This is a genomic window from Martelella lutilitoris (assembly GCF_016598595.1).
Lineage (GTDB): Bacteria > Pseudomonadota > Alphaproteobacteria > Rhizobiales > Rhizobiaceae > Martelella > Martelella lutilitoris_A.
The window spans coordinates 150,013-166,348 of the sequence record NZ_CP066787.1 but is presented as its reverse complement, the minus strand read 5'-3'; the positions used below and the strand labels follow the sequence as shown (position 1 = coordinate 166,348).

General features: G+C 61.7%; 18 protein-coding genes and 1 pseudogene. 14 read left to right on the top strand and 5 right to left on the bottom strand.

The window, feature by feature from the left end; all coding sequences use genetic code 11:
• Positions 1-30: 30 nt before the first annotated feature.
• The 6 genes from phnG to JET14_RS21530 are packed head-to-tail and all read left to right on the top strand — an operon-like array spanning position 31 to position 4,276.
• Complete coding sequence (gene phnG / locus JET14_RS21555; protein WP_200338237.1) at positions 31-450, top strand: phosphonate C-P lyase system protein PhnG; 420 nt, start codon at positions 31-33, stop codon at positions 448-450.
• The gene (gene phnH / locus JET14_RS21550; RefSeq protein WP_200338236.1) at positions 447-1,022 is read left to right on the top strand and encodes a phosphonate C-P lyase system protein PhnH; all 576 of its coding nucleotides are present in this window, start codon (positions 447-449) and stop codon (positions 1,020-1,022) included. Before phnG ends, phnH begins: the two co-directional genes overlap by 4 nt.
• A complete protein-coding gene (locus tag JET14_RS21545; RefSeq protein WP_200338235.1) occupies positions 1,006-2,019 on the top strand; it encodes a carbon-phosphorus lyase complex subunit PhnI in 1,014 nt (337 codons plus the stop codon). The genes phnH and JET14_RS21545 overlap by 17 nt, the downstream gene beginning before the upstream one ends.
• On the top strand, positions 2,012-2,857 hold the full coding sequence (locus JET14_RS21540; RefSeq protein WP_180902375.1) for an alpha-D-ribose 1-methylphosphonate 5-phosphate C-P-lyase PhnJ: 846 nt from the start codon (positions 2,012-2,014) through the stop codon (positions 2,855-2,857). The genes JET14_RS21545 and JET14_RS21540 overlap by 8 nt, the downstream gene beginning before the upstream one ends.
• Positions 2,823-3,617, top strand: a complete 795-nt coding sequence (locus JET14_RS21535) for an ATP-binding cassette domain-containing protein (RefSeq protein ID WP_348648110.1) — start codon at positions 2,823-2,825, stop codon at positions 3,615-3,617. Before JET14_RS21540 ends, JET14_RS21535 begins: the two co-directional genes overlap by 35 nt.
• An 8-nt stretch (positions 3,618-3,625) precedes the next feature.
• Complete coding sequence (locus JET14_RS21530; RefSeq protein WP_106313131.1) at positions 3,626-4,276, top strand: ATP-binding cassette domain-containing protein; 651 nt, start codon at positions 3,626-3,628, stop codon at positions 4,274-4,276.
• Between the two features lie 206 nt (positions 4,277-4,482).
• On the opposite strand, the pseudogene JET14_RS21525 reads toward JET14_RS21530, so the two are convergent.
• Together JET14_RS21525 and JET14_RS21520 are read right to left on the bottom strand one after the other, a co-directional pair.
• Positions 4,483-4,830: pseudogene (locus JET14_RS21525) on the bottom strand (transposase); the annotation flags it as partial.
• A 59-nt stretch (positions 4,831-4,889) separates the two neighbouring features.
• Positions 4,890-5,591 (bottom strand): IS6 family transposase, encoded by a 702-nt coding sequence (locus JET14_RS21520; RefSeq protein ID WP_200338300.1) that lies wholly within the window; start codon positions 5,589-5,591, stop codon positions 4,890-4,892.
• A 147-nt stretch (positions 5,592-5,738) separates the two neighbouring features.
• Between JET14_RS21520 and JET14_RS21515 the strand changes: the two genes are divergently transcribed.
• The 7 genes from JET14_RS21515 (at position 5,739) to JET14_RS21485 (ending at position 12,576) form a co-directional block, all read left to right on the top strand.
• The gene (locus tag JET14_RS21515) at positions 5,739-6,689 is read left to right on the top strand and encodes a helix-turn-helix transcriptional regulator (RefSeq protein WP_200338233.1); all 951 of its coding nucleotides are present in this window, start codon (positions 5,739-5,741) and stop codon (positions 6,687-6,689) included.
• A 109-nt stretch (positions 6,690-6,798) separates the two neighbouring features.
• Complete coding sequence (locus JET14_RS21510; RefSeq protein ID WP_200338232.1) at positions 6,799-7,773, top strand: hypothetical protein; 975 nt, start codon at positions 6,799-6,801, stop codon at positions 7,771-7,773.
• Between the two features lie 26 nt (positions 7,774-7,799).
• Positions 7,800-9,563 carry a vWA domain-containing protein gene (locus JET14_RS21505; protein ID WP_200338231.1) on the top strand — a complete coding sequence of 588 codons (1,764 nt, stop codon included), beginning with the start codon at positions 7,800-7,802 and terminating at the stop codon, positions 9,561-9,563.
• Positions 9,564-9,598: 35 nt separating this feature from the next.
• Positions 9,599-10,420: a hypothetical protein gene (locus tag JET14_RS21500; protein WP_200338230.1), complete on the top strand. Its 822-nt coding sequence runs from the start codon at positions 9,599-9,601 to the stop codon at positions 10,418-10,420.
• On the top strand, positions 10,421-10,987 hold the full coding sequence (locus JET14_RS21495) for a hypothetical protein (RefSeq protein ID WP_200338229.1): 567 nt from the start codon (positions 10,421-10,423) through the stop codon (positions 10,985-10,987).
• 52 nt (positions 10,988-11,039) lie between these two features.
• Positions 11,040-11,687 carry a hypothetical protein gene (locus tag JET14_RS21490; protein WP_200338228.1) on the top strand — a complete coding sequence of 216 codons (648 nt, stop codon included), beginning with the start codon at positions 11,040-11,042 and terminating at the stop codon, positions 11,685-11,687.
• A gap of 106 nt (positions 11,688-11,793) precedes the next feature.
• Positions 11,794-12,576: an IS5 family transposase gene (locus tag JET14_RS21485; RefSeq protein ID WP_200338227.1), complete on the top strand. Its 783-nt coding sequence runs from the start codon at positions 11,794-11,796 to the stop codon at positions 12,574-12,576.
• A gap of 96 nt (positions 12,577-12,672) precedes the next feature.
• On the opposite strand, the gene JET14_RS21480 is transcribed toward JET14_RS21485, so the two are convergent.
• Entirely contained in the window at positions 12,673-14,400 is a 1,728-nt protein-coding gene (locus JET14_RS21480; protein WP_246750656.1) for a cation:proton antiporter, read from the bottom strand.
• Positions 14,400-14,654 carry a helix-turn-helix domain-containing protein gene (locus JET14_RS21475; RefSeq protein WP_200338225.1) on the bottom strand — a complete coding sequence of 85 codons (255 nt, stop codon included), beginning with the start codon at positions 14,652-14,654 and terminating at the stop codon, positions 14,400-14,402. Before JET14_RS21475 ends, JET14_RS21480 begins: the two co-directional genes overlap by 1 nt.
• A 130-nt stretch (positions 14,655-14,784) precedes the next feature.
• Between JET14_RS21475 and JET14_RS21470 the strand changes: the two genes are divergently transcribed.
• On the top strand, positions 14,785-15,648 hold the full coding sequence (locus tag JET14_RS21470; RefSeq protein ID WP_200338224.1) for a universal stress protein: 864 nt from the start codon (positions 14,785-14,787) through the stop codon (positions 15,646-15,648).
• A gap of 316 nt (positions 15,649-15,964) precedes the next feature.
• Here the strand turns inward: JET14_RS21470 and JET14_RS21465 are convergent, their stop codons facing one another.
• Positions 15,965-16,297 (bottom strand): hypothetical protein, encoded by a 333-nt coding sequence (locus JET14_RS21465; RefSeq protein WP_200338223.1) that lies wholly within the window; start codon positions 16,295-16,297, stop codon positions 15,965-15,967.
• Positions 16,298-16,336: the final 39 nt, after the last annotated feature.

The following is a 16,336-nucleotide window of genomic DNA, read 5'->3' as shown; positions in this document are numbered from 1 at the left end:
TGTTCCACCGAGGGCGGGCGTCGTGAATGGATGGGGGTGCTTGCCCGCGCCCCTATCGACCTCTTGAGATCGGCCTTCGACGGCAGCCGGCAGCGCCATGCGGCGCGCCGGTTTGTCGGACCGGAGGTCGGCCTTCTTCAGTTGTGTGCGAAAGCGCCCGTGACGGGAACGCCCTTCCATCTCGGCGAGGCGACCATGACGCGCTGCATCGTGGAGATCGACGGTCGGCGCGGTTATGCCGTGGTGCTCGGCCGCGATCCGGAGCGGGCTGAACTCGCCGCCTTCTTCGACGCGCTGCTGCAGGATCCGCAGTCGCACGCCCTGCTCGCATTGGAGCTGCTGCAGCCGGCCGAAGACGCCATCATGGCGCGGCGATGCCGCAAGGCCGAGGAGGCGCAGAAGACGGCGGCGCATTTCTTCACCGCGACGAGACAAGGAAGTGCACCGTGAAAATCGAGATCGACCGGCGTGGCACGGATCGTATCCACGAGGACCAGCGCGTATTCCGTCGGCTTCTGGAAGCCTTCTCCTACCCCGGCAAAGTCGTGGTCCTTGCTGAAGGCAAGGCGGCGCACGCGGTCGTTCTGTCAACATTGGCCGACACTACGACACCGCTCTGGATCGACGAAAGCTTCGTGGATATTCGGGATCGCGCAATCGCGGCGCGGTGGCCGATGGTGGATAGAAAGTCCTGCACCTTTGCCCTCTGTCGTGGCGAGATGCTGGATCGGATCGATATCTTTCCGAAGGGAAGCCCGGCCGACCCGCATCTTTCCGCCACGGTCATTGCGGAGGTCACGGGCCTTTCGGGCGGTCCGGCGCTCAACCTTTCGGGGCCGGGAATCGGACCCGGGGGTCGGACCCTCGCCCCCCTTGGCCTGCCGGCGACGTTTCTCGCGCAATGGACGTGCAACAACGCTGCCTATCCGCTCGGCGTCGACCTCATCCTGACGGCGGGAGATTGGTGCGCCTGCCTTCCCCGTAGCGTGAGGCTGGAGATATCCGATGTACGTTCCCGTTAAGGGCGGCGAGGCCGCTATCGCTGCAAGTCTTGATGCGCTGGCGCGCAGGCGTCGGGGTGATCCCTCCGTGCCGGAACTCACGGTTGCCCAGATAGGTGAGCAGATGCGCGGTGCAGTGGACAGGGTTATGACCGAAGGTGCGCTTTACGATCGGGACCTCGCAGCCCTTGCGCTTAAACAGGCACAGGGCGACGTGGCAGAGGCGACGTTCCTGCTGCGCGCCCATCGTGCGACCTTGCGGCGTATGGGCCATAGCGCGCCTATCGACTTTTCGGCCATCCGTCACGACCGGCATATCTCAGCCGCGGTGAAGGAACTGCCGGGCGGCCAGATTCTGGGGGCGACCTACGACTATACCCACCGGCTGCTCGATTTCTCGCTCATGGAGGAGGCGGCTTTTTTTCCTCTTCCCGAGGAGGTTGCGAGCACTCCATGCGCGCCTCCCTCATCCCGCTGCCGCGATCGCCTTCCCGGGGAGAGTCAGGAGCGGGAGGAGGCGCCGGTCGACATCACGCGGGTGCCGCTGCGTCCTCCCTACGGTGCATCCGAAACGCTCGGCCATCTGGTGCGGGGCGAGGAAGGCTTCTTGACGGGCATTGCCTATACGCGCCTTCGCACCGCCGGCGCGTCCCATCCCTATGTCGAGGAGCTTTCCGCAGGGGAAGTCGAGGTTTTCGTCGAGTTGGAGGAGCTCGGCCTCACCGTCTCTGTTGGCGATATCGAGGTGACGGCCTGCCGCATGGTGGCCCCGGTACTCGACGGGCGGCAATCGCATCTGTCCCCGGGCTTCGGCGTTGCCTTCGGCGCCAACGAGCGCAAGGCCGTGGCGATGGCGACAGTCGATCAGGCGATGAAATCTGGGCTCGACCCGGACCTAGTGCTGACGCATGGCGACGGGGTCGAGGCGAGCGGCTACGTCTCGCATCTCAAGCTGCCGCACTACTCCGATTTCCAGGCCGATCTCGAAACGATCCGGAGGCTTGCCGACGATGACTGAGACCTTCGCCTATCTCGATGAAGACAGCAAACGCTCCGTCCGTCGTACCATTCTGAAGGCACTAGCCGTTCCCGGTTACCAGGTGCCCTTCATCGCGCCGGAAATGCCGATCGCCTATGGTTGGGGTGTTGGCGGCATGGTCGTGACCGCAAGCCTCATCGGTGCAGACGACCGTCTGAAAGTGACCGACCACGGCTCCGACGAGACCGTGAATGCCGTCAATATCCGCGCCTTCTTCACGCGCACCGCCTTCGTTGCCACCACGACCCGGACCCGTGAGGCAACGCTGATCCAGGTCCGCCAGCGCGTGCCCGAGGCGATGCTCGCAGAGGGACAGGTCGTCGTCTACCAGGTGCCGCGGCCGGACCCGCTGCGCGCCTTCGTCAATTCAGCCGGCGAGGCGGCCCGCATGCACGCGGCATCTGACTACGGTCGGGTCTATACGCGGCTCTTCGAGGAGAGGGCGGGAAGCGGAAGCGTCGCCCAGCCCGGCTATGACTATCCCGTCATGGTGGAAGGTCGCTATCTGATGTCACCTTCTCCTATCCCCAAGCGCGACAATGTCCGCCTCGACAATTCACCGGCCATCCAGATCTTCGGCGCGGCACGCGAACGCCGACTCTATGCGCTGCCACCCTATACGCGCGTGGAAAGCATCGCCTTCGAGGACGTTCCCTTTAACACCAGTCATCCCTCGGACGGACGGCAATGCGTGATATGCGGGTGCGCCACGAGCCATCTCGACCACCTTCTCCTCAAGGACGACGGAACGAGCGAATGGGTCTGCTCCGACACGGAATGCTGTGCCGAGCGTGCGGAGGAAGCCGCCAGTGCCTGACCTACCGCAGCCCCTCCTGACGCTTGACCACATCTCCTTCGGCGGGCGCATCGTGCGAGGTGCTTCGCTTTCGCTCTATCCAGGCGAGGTTCTTTGTCTCGTTGGAAAATCCGGCGCGGGAAAGTCGACAATGCTGCGCACGGCGGCCGGATGCCTGCCTCCGACGAAGGGTCAGGTCCTGCTCTCCGTCGATGACGGGACGCCGCTGTCTCTCTACGATCTGCCGGAGCAGGCCCTCGTCCCGCTCCGCCGCCGGCGGTTCGGCTTCGTCGCACAGGATGCCCGCGATACGCTCGACCTGGCCGCGAGCGCTGCCGCCAACATCGCCCAGACGCTCTTCGACAATGGCGAACGCCACTTCGGCCGGGCCTTGGAGGCTGCACGGCACTGGTTTGGGGCACTGGACCTTGATGAAGCGCGGATGCGGGACCTGCCAGGCGCCTTTTCCGGCGGCATGCAGCAGCGGCTGCAAATCGCTCGCGCGCTCGTGCACGAGCCGGACATCCTGCTCCTGGACGAACCAACGACGGGCCTCGACACGTCCGCCCAGGCGCGGCTCCTGAGGCTCTTGTCCGAACTCCAGCGCCGGACGGACGTGGCGATGCTGCTCGTGACCCACGACTTGCGCATAGCCCGACTCCTCGCGCACCGCGTCATCGTTCTGCACGAGGGGCGGATCGTCGAGGAAGCGCCGCCGGACCGATTGGTTGCCGATCCCTGCCATCCAGCAAGTCGCGATCTCGTCGCGTCGATGATTTGAGTGTTCGAATGACGATCCTGTGTGTCGAAGGCCTTGCGAAACGTTATGGCGACCGGACAATCGGCCCGGCGACCTTCACGCTGACGGCGGGCGAGGTGGGACTGGTCGTCGGCGGCTCGGGCTCGGGAAAATCGACGCTGCTGGACCTTATCTACGGTACTCGCGTGGCGAGCGCGGGCACGGCGATCCTGGATACCGGCGGGTGGCGGCGCGATCTTCTCACCCTTTCCGTGGTGGAACTGATCTCGATCAGGCGTTCGACCATTGGCTATTGCACGCAGTTTCTGACAGCTATTCCGGGCAAGTCCGGACTCGACCTTGCCCGAGAGATGGCCGCGCCCGGCACTTGCCTCACCGAAATAGAAGGGCTCTTTGAGCAGTTGGCGCTGCCGCCACATATCTGGGACCTGCCTGCCGTGACCTGGTCCGGTGGAGAGAAGCAACGTCTCAACATCGCGCTCGCCGCCTTGCGGCGACCGCGAATACTTCTACTCGATGAGCCCTTCGCCTCGCTCGATCGACCGCTGCACCCCATCATTTGGTCTTTTCTATCGGACTTGGCGAGAGCGGGCACCGCGTCGCTCATCGGCGTGCACCAAACCGAGGACGGCATCCCAACGGCAAGGACAGCGATCTCACTGGATCTAACAAAAGGGTAGCGTCCGCGCACGTGGTGTAATTCCGGAGGCTCATTGAGGCGGAAACGGCGGTGGAGAATGAGCTGCCGTATTCGTTGAGCGCAAGGTGGGCACCGGGCCTGTCGGAGAAGATGTCGCCCGCGACTTCGTCATGGCGCATCGTCCCACATCCATCATCCAGCGCACGGCAACAGTCGAGGAAGTAGCAAACCTAGAGTCTGTCAGGTTTACTTTGAGCCATATCCTGCATGTCTGATGTAGTTGGAACACTCCTGCGGGCTGAACGCCTTCAGGAGTTCACCTATTCGTCTCCATGTTGTTTCCACGGTTCTTTCGTCCGCCTTTCTGACGAGCGTCTTGAGCTTGGCGAACATCATCTCGATGGGATTGAGGTCTGGACTGTATGGCGGCAGGAAGAAGAGGTGCGCGCCGACATCACGGATCGCATCGCGGGCCGGCTTTCCTTTGTGACTTCCCAGATTGTCGAGGATGACGATATCGCCAGCCTTCAGCGTTGGCACCAGGCATTGCTGGACCCATGCTGTGAAGGCGATGCCATTGATGGGGCCATCAAGGGGCACCGTAAACTTAACACCCGATAGGCTCTGGTTTGCCCGGTTGCTCGACTTGTCGACTAAATCCGAGCGATTTCCGCCCATATGCTCATGGCTGAGGCGCGCAGTTCGCGATGGTGGCTGGTGGAAATGTCGTGGCGAGGGATGTGGAAGAGGTTGGCGATCGGATCGTGAATGGAAACGAAGCGTTGGAGATGTCGCTTTGACTTGAAGCGCTTCATGATCCGCTCTCGCCGTCGGACTGGCTGGTGGGAATTCTCCGCCCGATTGTTCAGGCCCTTATGCGAGCGGTGCTCGACGCCGTGCATGATTTTCTGCTTTGCGGCTGCATAGGAGCGAAGCTTGTCGGTGATCATCACGCGCGGCGATCGTCCCTGGCCTTTCAAAAGCTTGCGCATCAGGCGCTTGGCCGCCTTGGTGTCGCGGCGGCTTTGCACCAGGACCTCCAGGACGAAACCGTCCTGATCCACGGCGCGCCATAGCCAATGCTTCTTGCCCCGGATCGAGATAACGGCCTCATCTAGGTGCCACTTATCACCAAGCCGCCCGGATGACCGGCGACGGATCTCGTTGGCGAAGGTCCGGCCAAACTTCTCCGCCCACAGTCTGTCGGTCTGATGCGAGACAATGATGCCACGCGCCGCCAACAAATCCTCTACCATCCGCAGGCTCAGGGGAAAGCGGAAATAGAGCCACACCGCATGGGCGATGATTTCGGGTGGAAAACGATGGCGGCGGTAAAGAGGATCTCGGTCAGTCATGGCCGAGCATCCCACATTCAGGTCCAAGCTTCGTTAAGTTGACGATGCCTAACGCACTGGTATTGTTCCCCTTGAGCATTTAGATTTGCTCGTCTTCTGTATATGCTTGCTGGCACGGAGCATTTACAGGGAGAGGCGCCTGTCGCGATGGGGGAAACGGAGAACGCACTGAGAGTCAGCGATTTTCTGCTGGAACTTTACCATGACGCCTCGGAATGTACGCCCGACGTACTCCGCCTCCGCGTATTGAAAAACCTGCAGCGCTTCATTCCCTTCGATTTCGGGGTGTGGGGTGGCGGCTGGGCGGATGGCCGGCTGGTCACGGACCTGACCGTTCTCAACCAAAGCGAGGCGATATTGGGCGAGTGGGCATCTGTCGCCCGGGAGGACGCCTTCTGCGATCTGACACTCAATCGTCTGGGCGCGACGGCCCGCTTCGATGACGTTCCGGACTATCGCACAAGTCTGGCCTACAACGAGCATTGGCGACGCTTCGACGCTTCGCACATGATGGCCACCATCGTCGGTGAAAAAACCGACGGCTATGTCAGCTTCGTGGGACTTTGCGCGGATGACAGGCCGATGACTTTCTCCGACACCGAGCGCATGTTCAAGCAGTTGCTTATGCCGCACTTGTCCCAGGCGCTGCGCATGAACCGAGAACTGTGGACCGGCCGCGCCGCGATAGGCCATGAAGCTGTCGGGCTGATCGACGGGGAAGGTTGGGTGCTGTGCGTCCATGGGCCTTTCCATGATTTTACCGCAAACGAATGGGGTGCGCGTGTCGCACAGCTTCCCGCCCACGTTATGAGCGCGCTCAAGCGCGGCCGACGGTGGCGGGGACAAATGCTGGACATGCGTTTGTCTCCATTCGGCCGAAATTATTTCGTTCACCTGTCGATCCATCCGATCCTTTCGAGCTTGTCTCCGCGTGAACGCGAAGTCGCTCGATTGTTCGCATCCGGCATGACCACCAAGCAGGTCGCGCGTGCCCTGGGCACATCGCCCTCCACCGTTCGCAATCAGATTGTACACATCTACGAAAAGCTCGGTATTTCCAGTAAAGCGCAGCTCGCGACACTTGCTGGCGGGAAGTAACTGCCCGTGCTGCGCTGTCAATAGGGCAAATGCTCTATTCTCAATCGAGCCTGGACTCGGTATACCTTGGGTAGCCTGCCAGATGAGAGCGGGCGTAACCGGAGGGTGCATGTGGGATTTTAGTGTTGGCAGGGCGATGGGTCTGATGATGCAGACCCTGCCTTTCGTCGTGCTCAGGATGGCGGTCTATTTCGGGATCACGCTGGCCTATATTCTTGTGACCGGCGCTGGCGCGGGAATCGGATTTGGCGTTGGTGCTTTGGGCGATGCCGGTTTTCAGGCCGGTTCGACCTTCTGGGGCGGCCTGATCGGCTTCGGTATTGTCGGAGCCGTCATGTACTGGGCGCGCGAATACATCCTCTACATCGTCAAGGCGGGGCATATTGCCGTGCTGGTCGAGTTGATGGACGGCAAGCCAATGCCCGCGGGGCGCTCGCAGGTCGGGCATGGCAGAGTCGTCGTGACGGAGCGGTTCGCGCAGGCCAGCGTGCTATTCGCCGTCGACCAGCTCATCAAAGGCGTGTTGCGGGCGATCACGGGGCTGGTCCGGGGTATTCTGACCATATTGCCGATACCCGGCGCCCGGCAATTGACCGGCATCCTGCATGCCTTCCTGAGGGTAGCGGTCGGGTTCATCGACGAGGTGATCCTGGCCTACGCCATCAGAACCGGCTCGACCAATCCGTGCGGTTCGGCCAAGGACGCGCTGGTGCTCTATGGGCAGAACTACAAGGTGATGCTCAAGAACGCCGCCTGGCTGGCCATCATCGTTTATCTCCTGAGCTTTGTCGTTTTTCTGGTGATGCTCGCGCCCGCGGCGCTGATCGTCTACCTGATGCCGGGCGCATGGTCGGCTGGCGGGTTCGTGTTCGCGCTTTTGTTCGCCTGGGCCGTCAAGGCCGCAGTTTTGGAACCCTTCGCCATCACCTGCCTGATGCAGGTCTATTTCAAGTCCATCGAAGGCCAGCGGCCCGATCCCGAATGGGATGCGCGGCTCGAGCAGATGTCGGGCAAGTTCCGCGAGCTCAAGGCGCGTGCCTTCGGCGAGCGGGCACGGCCAGATGCCAGCGCCGAACTTGCCTGATGGGAAACAATACGAGGAAGTTGATCATGAGACCCTTTGCCGTCTTGTTGCTGACGCTCGCCGCGGCCTGCACGCCGTCCATCGCGGTCGCCGAGGATGTGATGGTCGTTTATGATGGCTCAGGTTCGATGTGGGGGCAGATCGACGGCGTCTCCAAGGTCGAGATCGCGCGCGATGTCATGAGTGACCTCATCGCGACCTGGCCCGAAGGGGCCAATGTGGGGCTCATGGCCTATGGGCACCGGCGCGAAGCAGACTGCTCCGACATCGAGACCCTGATTGTACCGTCCCCGCCGGACCAGCCGGCCTTCATTTCGGCAGTCAACGAGGTGACACCGCGCGGGCGCACGCCGCTCACCGAATCGGTTCGTCAGGCCGCCGAACTTCTTTCGTATCGCGACACGCAGGCTACCGTGATCCTGATTTCGGATGGACTGGAAACCTGCCAGGCCGATCCTTGTGCGCTGTCGGCGGAACTGGCGCAGCAAGGCGTCAACTTCACCGCCCATGTGGTCGGCTTTGATCTGACCGAAGAAGAACATGCCGGCCTTGCCTGTATTGCGGAAAACACGGGCGGGGTGTTTGTGCCCGCACAAGATGCCGATGAGCTGCGTGATGCGCTGGCTCATGTGCAAAATGTGGTGGACCTTCAGCCGCTCTCCCCGCCCGAGCCCGTGACGGAGCCTGAACCCGAACCGGAACAGCAGGCCGATGCCGAGATCGAGCTTGAAGTGCCCGCTACAGTGCTCACCGGTGCCAGCTTCACCGTTTCGTGGTCGTCTGCGATCGATCCGCAGGATTATGTCACCATCGTTCCCGTTGGGGCGGATGACACCACCTATGGTGACTACCAGCGCGTACGGGACGAAACAGAAGCGAGCCTCATCGCTCCAGCAGATCCGGGCCTTTACGAGGTGCGCTATCTCCTGGACGAGGGCACACGTGTGCTGGGCTCCGCCCCGGTGGAGGTGGTCGAGGCCGAAGTCACCATATCTGCACCCGATGAGGTCACGACGGGAGCCAGATTCACTGTTTCCTGGTCATCCTCGGTCCATCGGCAGGACTACGTCACCATCGTTCCTGCTGGCGCCGATGACGGGAGCTATACCAATTACCAGCGCGTGCGTGACGACACGGAAAACAGTCTGACCGCCCCGGCCGAACCCGGTCTCTACGAGGTCCGTTATGTGCTGGACGAGGGATCGAGGACCCTGGCTTCAAGGCCTGTGGAGGTCGTCGCGGCGGAGGTTGCCCTGGACGCTCCGGACATGGCGCGTGCACAATCACCGCTGCGCATCAGCTGGTCTATGGCTATTCACCCCCAGGACTATATCACCATCGTCTCGGCCGGAGCCGATGAGGGCACTTATCAGGACTATATCCGCGTCAGGACTGACCTAGAGGGTGACATGAACGCACCTGCCGAGCCCGGCCTTTACGAGATCAGATATGTTCTGCAAGAAGGCGACCGCACGGTTTCCAGCCGCATGCTGGAAGTCGTCGGGGCTGACGCTCCGCTCGATGACGGTGTGGGTCTGGTCGTTCCTGTCCAGGCCCGCCCCAGCGAGACCATCACCGTTTCCTGGTCCGGTGGTGCCGACAGCGCCGACCAGCGTGTTTCGCTCGCCCGGGCCGATCAGGCCGATTTCAGTTGGATCGAAGCCCATCGTATCGGCGAGGAAACCACACTCGAATTGTCCATGCCGGACGAACCGGGCCGCTATGAGGTCCGGTATCTCGATATCAGCGGGCAGGCCGTTCTCGGCCGCGCCATCGTGGAGGTGGAATAACCATGCCTGGGGGTAGACAATCTCGCGGACTTGCTATGGCGACCGTTGCCATGGCGCTTTGCTTCTTTGCTTCAGTTGCTCACGCCCAGATCGACGGCCACGGTCCCGACGCGTGGCGGGTCATAGACGTTGGGGCCAACGATGTGCTCAATGCTCGCATGGGACCCGGCACCAACTATCCCGTTATCGAAACCTTCGCGCATGACGAGCGGGGCCTGCAGCAGATCACCTGCGTTCCGTTTTACACAATGGCGCATTTTTCGGTGATGACCAACGCGGAGATCGACTCCCTTCCGCCGAGTTGGTGCCTGATGCGTTCAGCCGATTTGAGCAAGGCAGGCTGGGTGGCGCAACGCTACCTGATCGCCGATTTCGATGATGACGTCCTTTTCGGGAATGGCGGAGCGTATGATGAACCTGAGGAGGTGGTGGATGTCGAAAAGATCCTTCCCGCCCCCACGACCGGTCCTCACGCGTGGTCAAGCGACGAACTGATCGAACACGCGCGTGGGCTCGTTGCGGCGCTTTATGCCTATGATGACCCTGCTCGGGGGGTGAGCCATCGCGATCCGGCGGCGCCCGATGTATTTTTCTCCACCGAATTCAGGGAGGCGCTGCGATCCCGCCCGCCCGGCGCGGACCTGCTCATTGGCGCGCAGGATTTCCAGGGCAGGGTTTCCGAGCCGGTGCCTGACCCTGGTCAGCCCATGTTTCGGGGCATGATCACGATCAATGTCGAGGTCGAGAATTTCGGCCAGACGCACACGGCCGTCTTCCGCCTGCGCGGAGACACCACCCGGCCCGACGCGCCGCTGCGCATTTTCCGCATCGAACACGACGGCTGGTCGTACCCGTAAGTGCATAAAAGGACTTCTTCAATGAAACTGGATCAAGCGCCGATCCTGGCTGCATTCGGACTCACCCTGTGCCTGGCGCAACCTGCGCTGGCTCAAATCGCAAGAACGCCGGTCGGCGCGGTCAATGCCACCATCGATGGCACACCCTATGCAGGCGAAACGCTCGACGTTCCATCCGAGGGAACAACGACGGCCGAATTCCGATCCTTTGGCCCGGTAACGTCTCTCTCCATCCAGGCGCACGATCCTCAAGCTGAAAGCATCATGCGCAACGTTCTGTCTGTCGAGGTCTCGCTGATGGGCAGTGACGCGTCGGCCTCCATCATGGATGTGTCCGTTTCCTGGTGGCCGGACGGGATGAGCGAGCCCTTCTATCTCAGTGAGGATAGCGGAACGGCCCCCGAGATCGTCTTTGATGCGATTTCTCTGGAAGACGGGGCTGCCGCCGCTCAGGGCAGTTTTTCGGCTGTCGTCTGCCGCAGGGATGGGATGTTTGCGGACGCCGACACAAGCGACTGCCTGCCCATTGAGGGCACTTTCGATACCGCATTGCGCAAGGCCGATTGAGGCGGGAATTTTCGGGCGCCCCGGTATCGGCGCTCTGGAAGAGGGGGAAAGCATGGTAGGCTATCGGACGGCGATGCCGTGGTTGATGCGGTGCGCGCTCATTTGTGCGCTCGTCCTGCCGGCCCTCGCATTCGTCCCGCAGGCCAGAGCGCGGACCGTCGATCCAAACGCGCCCTATGAGGACGCCTATGACGTGCTGACCCGCGGCCAGCTTGTGGGGACGTGGCAGGGCACGATCAGCGGAAGTTCGGTGTCGCAGGCCGACGGGCAAATGGCAGGCCAGGCGGTGTTCGTGCGGCGTGGTTATGAGGGCCGCAACGATTTCGGTATTGTGCTGCATGACCATCGTCATCGCGACGGGGTGGACTACTCCGAGATTCACATCGGCTCTATCCCCTGCGGCCCGGAGGGCAGGGTAGTTCGGGCAGTCCACGGTCTTGAGCTTCAGAACGCGCCAGCCGGGGCGTATGCATCGACTCACTTTGACAATCGTCTGGCCGATACGGGCCGCGACGATTTTCTCGTGTTTCCCGTCTACGGCCCCGAACTGGACAATCCGGCCAGCCTCCAGACGCGCTGGAGCGATGACGGCTTTACCCTGAGGCTGTCGGGTCCGTTCATGTCGATCGTCGCGCCCGTACGGAACGGCACAGTTGATTATGAACGCCAAGATGAAGGATGGATCGAGACAACCTCTTGAGGCTCCACATCTAGGCGGTGTGGACGGATTGCCGCAGTTTGAAGAAATGAGATTTCCCTGCTGAGCTTTGTCTGATTCATGGGATGTCGACTGATTGGAGGTCGGCATGAGCACGAAGATGACAGAAGACGACTGGGATGTCGCGCTTGAGGTTTTCCGGGCGTCACTGCCCCGCAGGGGCGACAAAGGCCGGGATGACCGACTTTTTCTGGAGGCCCTGCATTATTTCGCGGTTCACAATATCACTTGGCGCGCCCTGCCGGAGCGCTTCGGCAAATGGAATAGCGTCTGGAAACGGTTCGACCGACTGAGCAAGGGCGGCACCTTCGATCTCTTCTTCGAACATCTGGCCTCTCTGTCCTCCACGGCCAGTCTGGTTCAGATGTTTGATTCCACAATCCTCCGCGCTCATGTTTTCGGCTGCTGGCGCAAAGGGGGGCAGAAAGGTCAGGCGCTCGGCCGGTCACGCGGCGGTTTCACGACCAAGATCCATCTGAAGACGGATTTCGACGGCCTGCCAATCGCATTCGATCTGACCGGCGGAGAAAAAGGCGATGCTCCGCATTTCCGGATCCTGTTGGACCTCGGTCCCGACGTAACACCCCGCGCGGTTGTCGCGGATAAGGGGTATGCCAGCAAGGCTAACCGAAACGCAGCCCGTTCTCGCGGTGCCATTCCGGTGATCCCGCATAAAGCCAACGAGAAAGGCAAACCTGCCCGCTTTGCCAAGGCCATCTACCGAGGTCGCGCCCGCATCGAGCAGGCTGTGGGAAAGCTCAAGCGCTTCAAACGGGTGGCTCTGCGCTGTGAGAAAACCAAACGCAACTTCTCAGCCATCGTGTCAATCGCTACAGCGTTCAACCTCATAAAATCCGTCCACACTGCCTAGGAATTCGTTAGCGGCTTCATTCTGCTGATGCCATCAAAGCACAGTAAAACTCACGACGTTTTTTGGCAGAAGGTTCTTATTCCACCACAGCCACGATCATGATGCCCCTTGAGCCTCTTCCGTTTCGATGGACGGGATCTCGGTCCGCTCTTCCTCAGGCGCGCCACATAGCAAATCGACGGCGCGGTCGGCCGCGTCCTGGAACGGCTCCAGCACCATGTCCGCGCCGGAGGCGAAGAGTTCCTCGGTGTCCTTGGGGTGATGAGACGCGACGGCCACGCGCCCGCGGAAACCAGAAGTGCGCGTGAGCTGGATCAGCGTCGTGCGCGTGTCCTCGTGGCTGAGGCCGGTCGGGTGAATCGGCACGGTTGAGACGATCCATTCCGCCCGCGACAGAGGAAGCTCGGCCACGAACTCCGGGTCAGTGGCATCGCCGAACTCGGTCTCGAGCCCAAGTTCCCGCCAGCGCCGGACCGCGAGCGGGTTGAAATCCACCCCAAGCACCCGAATACCCCGCTTCTTCAGGCGCATCCCAATGGCAGTGCCGAAACGCCCCAGTCCGAAGACGATCACCTTGAAGCCGTCCTCGCGGTGCGCCCCGGCTTCCGACGGCTCGCGCGGTGTGCCCTGGCGCTCGAAGAAGCCGAGCAGCGGCTCAAAGACGGCGTAGAGCTGGTGCGAATAGGTGATCATGTAGGTCGAGGCCGCAATGGTCACGAGACCGACCATGGTGACGAGCCCGAGCGCGTCTTCCTGCACATGGCCGAGCGACACGCCCATAGCGACGAAGATCAGGGAAAACTCGCTGATCTGCGCCACGGTCAGACCTGCGAGGAAGCCCGTACGCTTGCGGTAGCCCATCGCCCCCATGATCGTGAGCACGATGAGCGGGTTGCCGATAAGCACGAAGAGCGAAAAGACAATGGCCCCGCTGACATGCGCACCAAGAAGCGAAAGATCGAGCGCAGAGCCGAGCGCGATGAAGAAGAACAGCAGCAGGAAGTCCCGCAGCGGCGCGAGGCGCGCTGCGATGGTCTCCCGGTAGGGCGTCGAGGCAAGCGCGACGCCGGCCAGCAGGCCGCCCACCTCCTTGCCGAGACCCACGATGTCGCCCACCGCTGCGAACATCGCGGCCATGGCGATGGCGAAGATCACCAGAAGTTCGGGTGCCCGGGCCAGCCGCTCGGTCAGCGGATTGGCGACGTAGCGCACGAAGAGCACCACCAGCGCCACCATCGCGACGCCTGAGGCCAGCACTAGTGAGACAGACCCGCCGCCATGCCCGCCGTCACCTGCCGCACCGATGCCGATGGTCGAGAGCACGATCATTGCCAGCACGACAACGAGGTCCTGCACGATGAGAAAACCAAGCGCGATCTGGCCGTGCAGGCTGTCGATCTCGCGCTTGTCCGACAAGAGCTTCACGATGATGATGGTCGAGGAGAAGGTGAGTGCCACGGCGATATAAAGGCTGGTGATATGACCAAGTCCAAGCGCGAGCCCGATCAGGTAGCCGAAGATCGACGTGAACGCGACCTGGCCGAGGCCGGTCAGAAGCGAGACCGCCCCCAGGGAGCGAATAAGCTTCACGTCGAGCTTGATGCCGACGAGGAACAGCAGCACCGCGATCCCGAGTTCCGAAAGAAGGCTGATCTGCTCGTCGGACCGCACCAGGTCCAGCGCCGAGGGCCCCGCGATCAGGCCAACGGCGATGAAGCTGACGATAAGCGGCTGGCGCAAAATAATCCCCAAGAACCCGATCACCGCCGCCAGCACGAGCAGTGCAGCAATCTCCGCAAACGGCGACTGAACAATAACTTCCATCAATTCTTCTGTTCCTTCGTGTTCTTTGCTTCGGTCAAGTCCGGGGCAGTATTCGCGTCCCCATTTGGCCTGGCAGCGGGCCGCGTCGCGTGACCTTCGATAAAGGCATCAAGGTCATCCCCGCCGATTCGCCATCCCTTACCGATATCGATCGCCCGAAGCTCGCCGTCCTTGATCCAGCGTCTGACCGTGGCCTCGTTGACCTTCAGAAGATCTGCAATCTCCTTGACGGTCTGATATTGCTCGCGTGGCATGTTGAACGCCTTTTCACCGGGTTTGGCTTAATATAGCGTAGTATAGAACAGATGATTTGATTCAGACAGAGCTTGATGCGTCGCAGCGTGTCGCTCGCAAATGAGAGGCCACGGCCCGGGACCGGAAACGATGAAGACAATCATGGTGGCGACGGACTTTTCGGAACGGTCGGATCGGGCGCTGCGGCGTGCCACCCTCCTGGCCCGTCAATTCGAATCCGCCATCCTGCTCGTTCATGTGGTCGACGACGATCAGCCGCGCCGGATCGTGGACGCTGAGCGCGACGAGGCCACGACGCTTCTTCGCCAGATGGCCGCCACACTGAGCGACGTGGACGGTGTGACCACCGAGACGCGGGTCATACTCGCGTCCCCATTTGTCGGCATCGCCCAAGCCGTGAAGGACGTGACGCCCGACCTTCTCGTCATCGGCCCGCATCGACGCCAGGTGCTCAGGGACGTGTTCGTCGGCACAACGGCGGAGAGGACGATCCGGTCGGTGGATTGCCCGGTCCTGATCGTGAATGCCACGCCCGTCGGACATTATCGCCATGTGCTGCAGACAACCGACCTGTCCGACAGCTCCCGCGACGCGTTGCTGCGATTCCAAGAGCTGGGGCTTGCCGACCAATCCCGGACGTCGTTGCTCCATATCTTTGATGCTCCTGCGCTCCGTCTTGTCTTCAGTCATTCGATTCCGAAGGACGATCAGAAGCACTACCTCGAGGAAGAACAGCGCGATGCTTCCCTCAATCTTGTTCGCTTCCTCTCCTCGGCAGGTCTGGGCCATCCGAGACAGATCGTGCGCTACGAGGCGACGCCAGCGCCGCACGAAATCCTGAAAGCGGCCGGAGAAGAGCAGGCGGACCTGATCGTGATGTCGACGCATGGCCGAAGCGGACTGGCCAAGATGCTCATCGGCAGCGTAACGGAGCAGGTGCTCAGGACGGCACAGATCGACGTCCTAGCCATTCCCCCGCAACGCGGGGAATGAGGCACGCGTCAACTCTTGCGACGCCGAGTGCGGGTCGTGGGTCAGTCTTCGAGTGCCAACCAGATTTGCCGTGCGACCGTCCGCGGTCCGCGGAGCGCCTCCTGCAAGGTCATGAGGCGTTGTTCGAGGGGCGGCGAAACGCCGCCTTTATCGGGGCTGTGAGCCTCGAAGAGAACCCTACGTTCCCCGTCCACCTCCACAAGGGACCACTTCTCATGCCGCGATGCGCCGCCTTCACCGCGCGACCGTTCGTGCAGCGTCCTGATGCGGGTCAACGAGCGGTGAGGCGCGTGGAACTGTCTTCCGCCGCCGCCTGTCATGTGCCGAGTAGCGGATTGCCAAAGATCGCCGCGAGCAGGTTACCGACCTGGATCCCCAGCAGATGCAGGAAGATCGCCTCCACGAACGCCATCGACCAAACCCGTCTGGCGAACATGCCATCATAGTAGGACCAGACGAGGGCAACAATGTAGGATACGCCGTTGAGCTTGAGGTTGGCTTCAGGATCCTTGCCGAGAAGCAGATAGAGTGCGGTTCCAAGCAGAACGCTACGCCAAAGCAGCGCGCCGGTGGCACGCAGCGTGTCCGCGCTGATCCCCATTCTCTGCAGTCGCTCTACGAGCCCGCCCAAAAACCTCGTGTTGTTCATGTCACATTCCTATCACAGTAGAACGTCGGATGCCACGCC

Bases quoted from the DNA above. Each gene is read 5' to 3' on its own strand.
- phnG (WP_200338237.1), top strand. From the start codon at position 31: ATGGGGGTGCTTGCCCGCGCCCCTATCGACCTCTTGAGATCGGCCTTC.
- JET14_RS21545 (WP_200338235.1), top strand. From the start codon at position 1,006: ATGTACGTTCCCGTTAAGGGCGGCGAGGCCGCTATCGCTGCAAGTCTT.
- JET14_RS21540 (WP_180902375.1), top strand. From the start codon at position 2,012: ATGACTGAGACCTTCGCCTATCTCGATGAAGACAGCAAACGCTCCGTC.
- JET14_RS21530 (WP_106313131.1), top strand. From the start codon at position 3,626: ATGACGATCCTGTGTGTCGAAGGCCTTGCGAAACGTTATGGCGACCGG.
- JET14_RS21520 (WP_200338300.1), bottom strand. From the start codon at position 5,591: ATGACTGACCGAGATCCTCTTTACCGCCGCCATCGTTTTCCACCCGAA.
- JET14_RS21515 (WP_200338233.1), top strand. From the start codon at position 5,739: ATGGGGGAAACGGAGAACGCACTGAGAGTCAGCGATTTTCTGCTGGAA.
- JET14_RS21510 (WP_200338232.1), top strand. From the start codon at position 6,799: ATGTGGGATTTTAGTGTTGGCAGGGCGATGGGTCTGATGATGCAGACC.
- JET14_RS21505 (WP_200338231.1), top strand. From the start codon at position 7,800: ATGAGACCCTTTGCCGTCTTGTTGCTGACGCTCGCCGCGGCCTGCACG.
- JET14_RS21500 (WP_200338230.1), top strand. From the start codon at position 9,599: ATGGCGACCGTTGCCATGGCGCTTTGCTTCTTTGCTTCAGTTGCTCAC.
- JET14_RS21490 (WP_200338228.1), top strand. From the start codon at position 11,040: ATGGTAGGCTATCGGACGGCGATGCCGTGGTTGATGCGGTGCGCGCTC.
- JET14_RS21485 (WP_200338227.1), top strand. From the start codon at position 11,794: ATGAGCACGAAGATGACAGAAGACGACTGGGATGTCGCGCTTGAGGTT.
- JET14_RS21480 (WP_246750656.1), bottom strand. From the start codon at position 14,400: ATGGAAGTTATTGTTCAGTCGCCGTTTGCGGAGATTGCTGCACTGCTC.
- JET14_RS21475 (WP_200338225.1), bottom strand. From the start codon at position 14,654: ATGCCACGCGAGCAATATCAGACCGTCAAGGAGATTGCAGATCTTCTG.
- JET14_RS21470 (WP_200338224.1), top strand. From the start codon at position 14,785: ATGAAGACAATCATGGTGGCGACGGACTTTTCGGAACGGTCGGATCGG.
- JET14_RS21465 (WP_200338223.1), bottom strand. From the start codon at position 16,297: ATGAACAACACGAGGTTTTTGGGCGGGCTCGTAGAGCGACTGCAGAGA.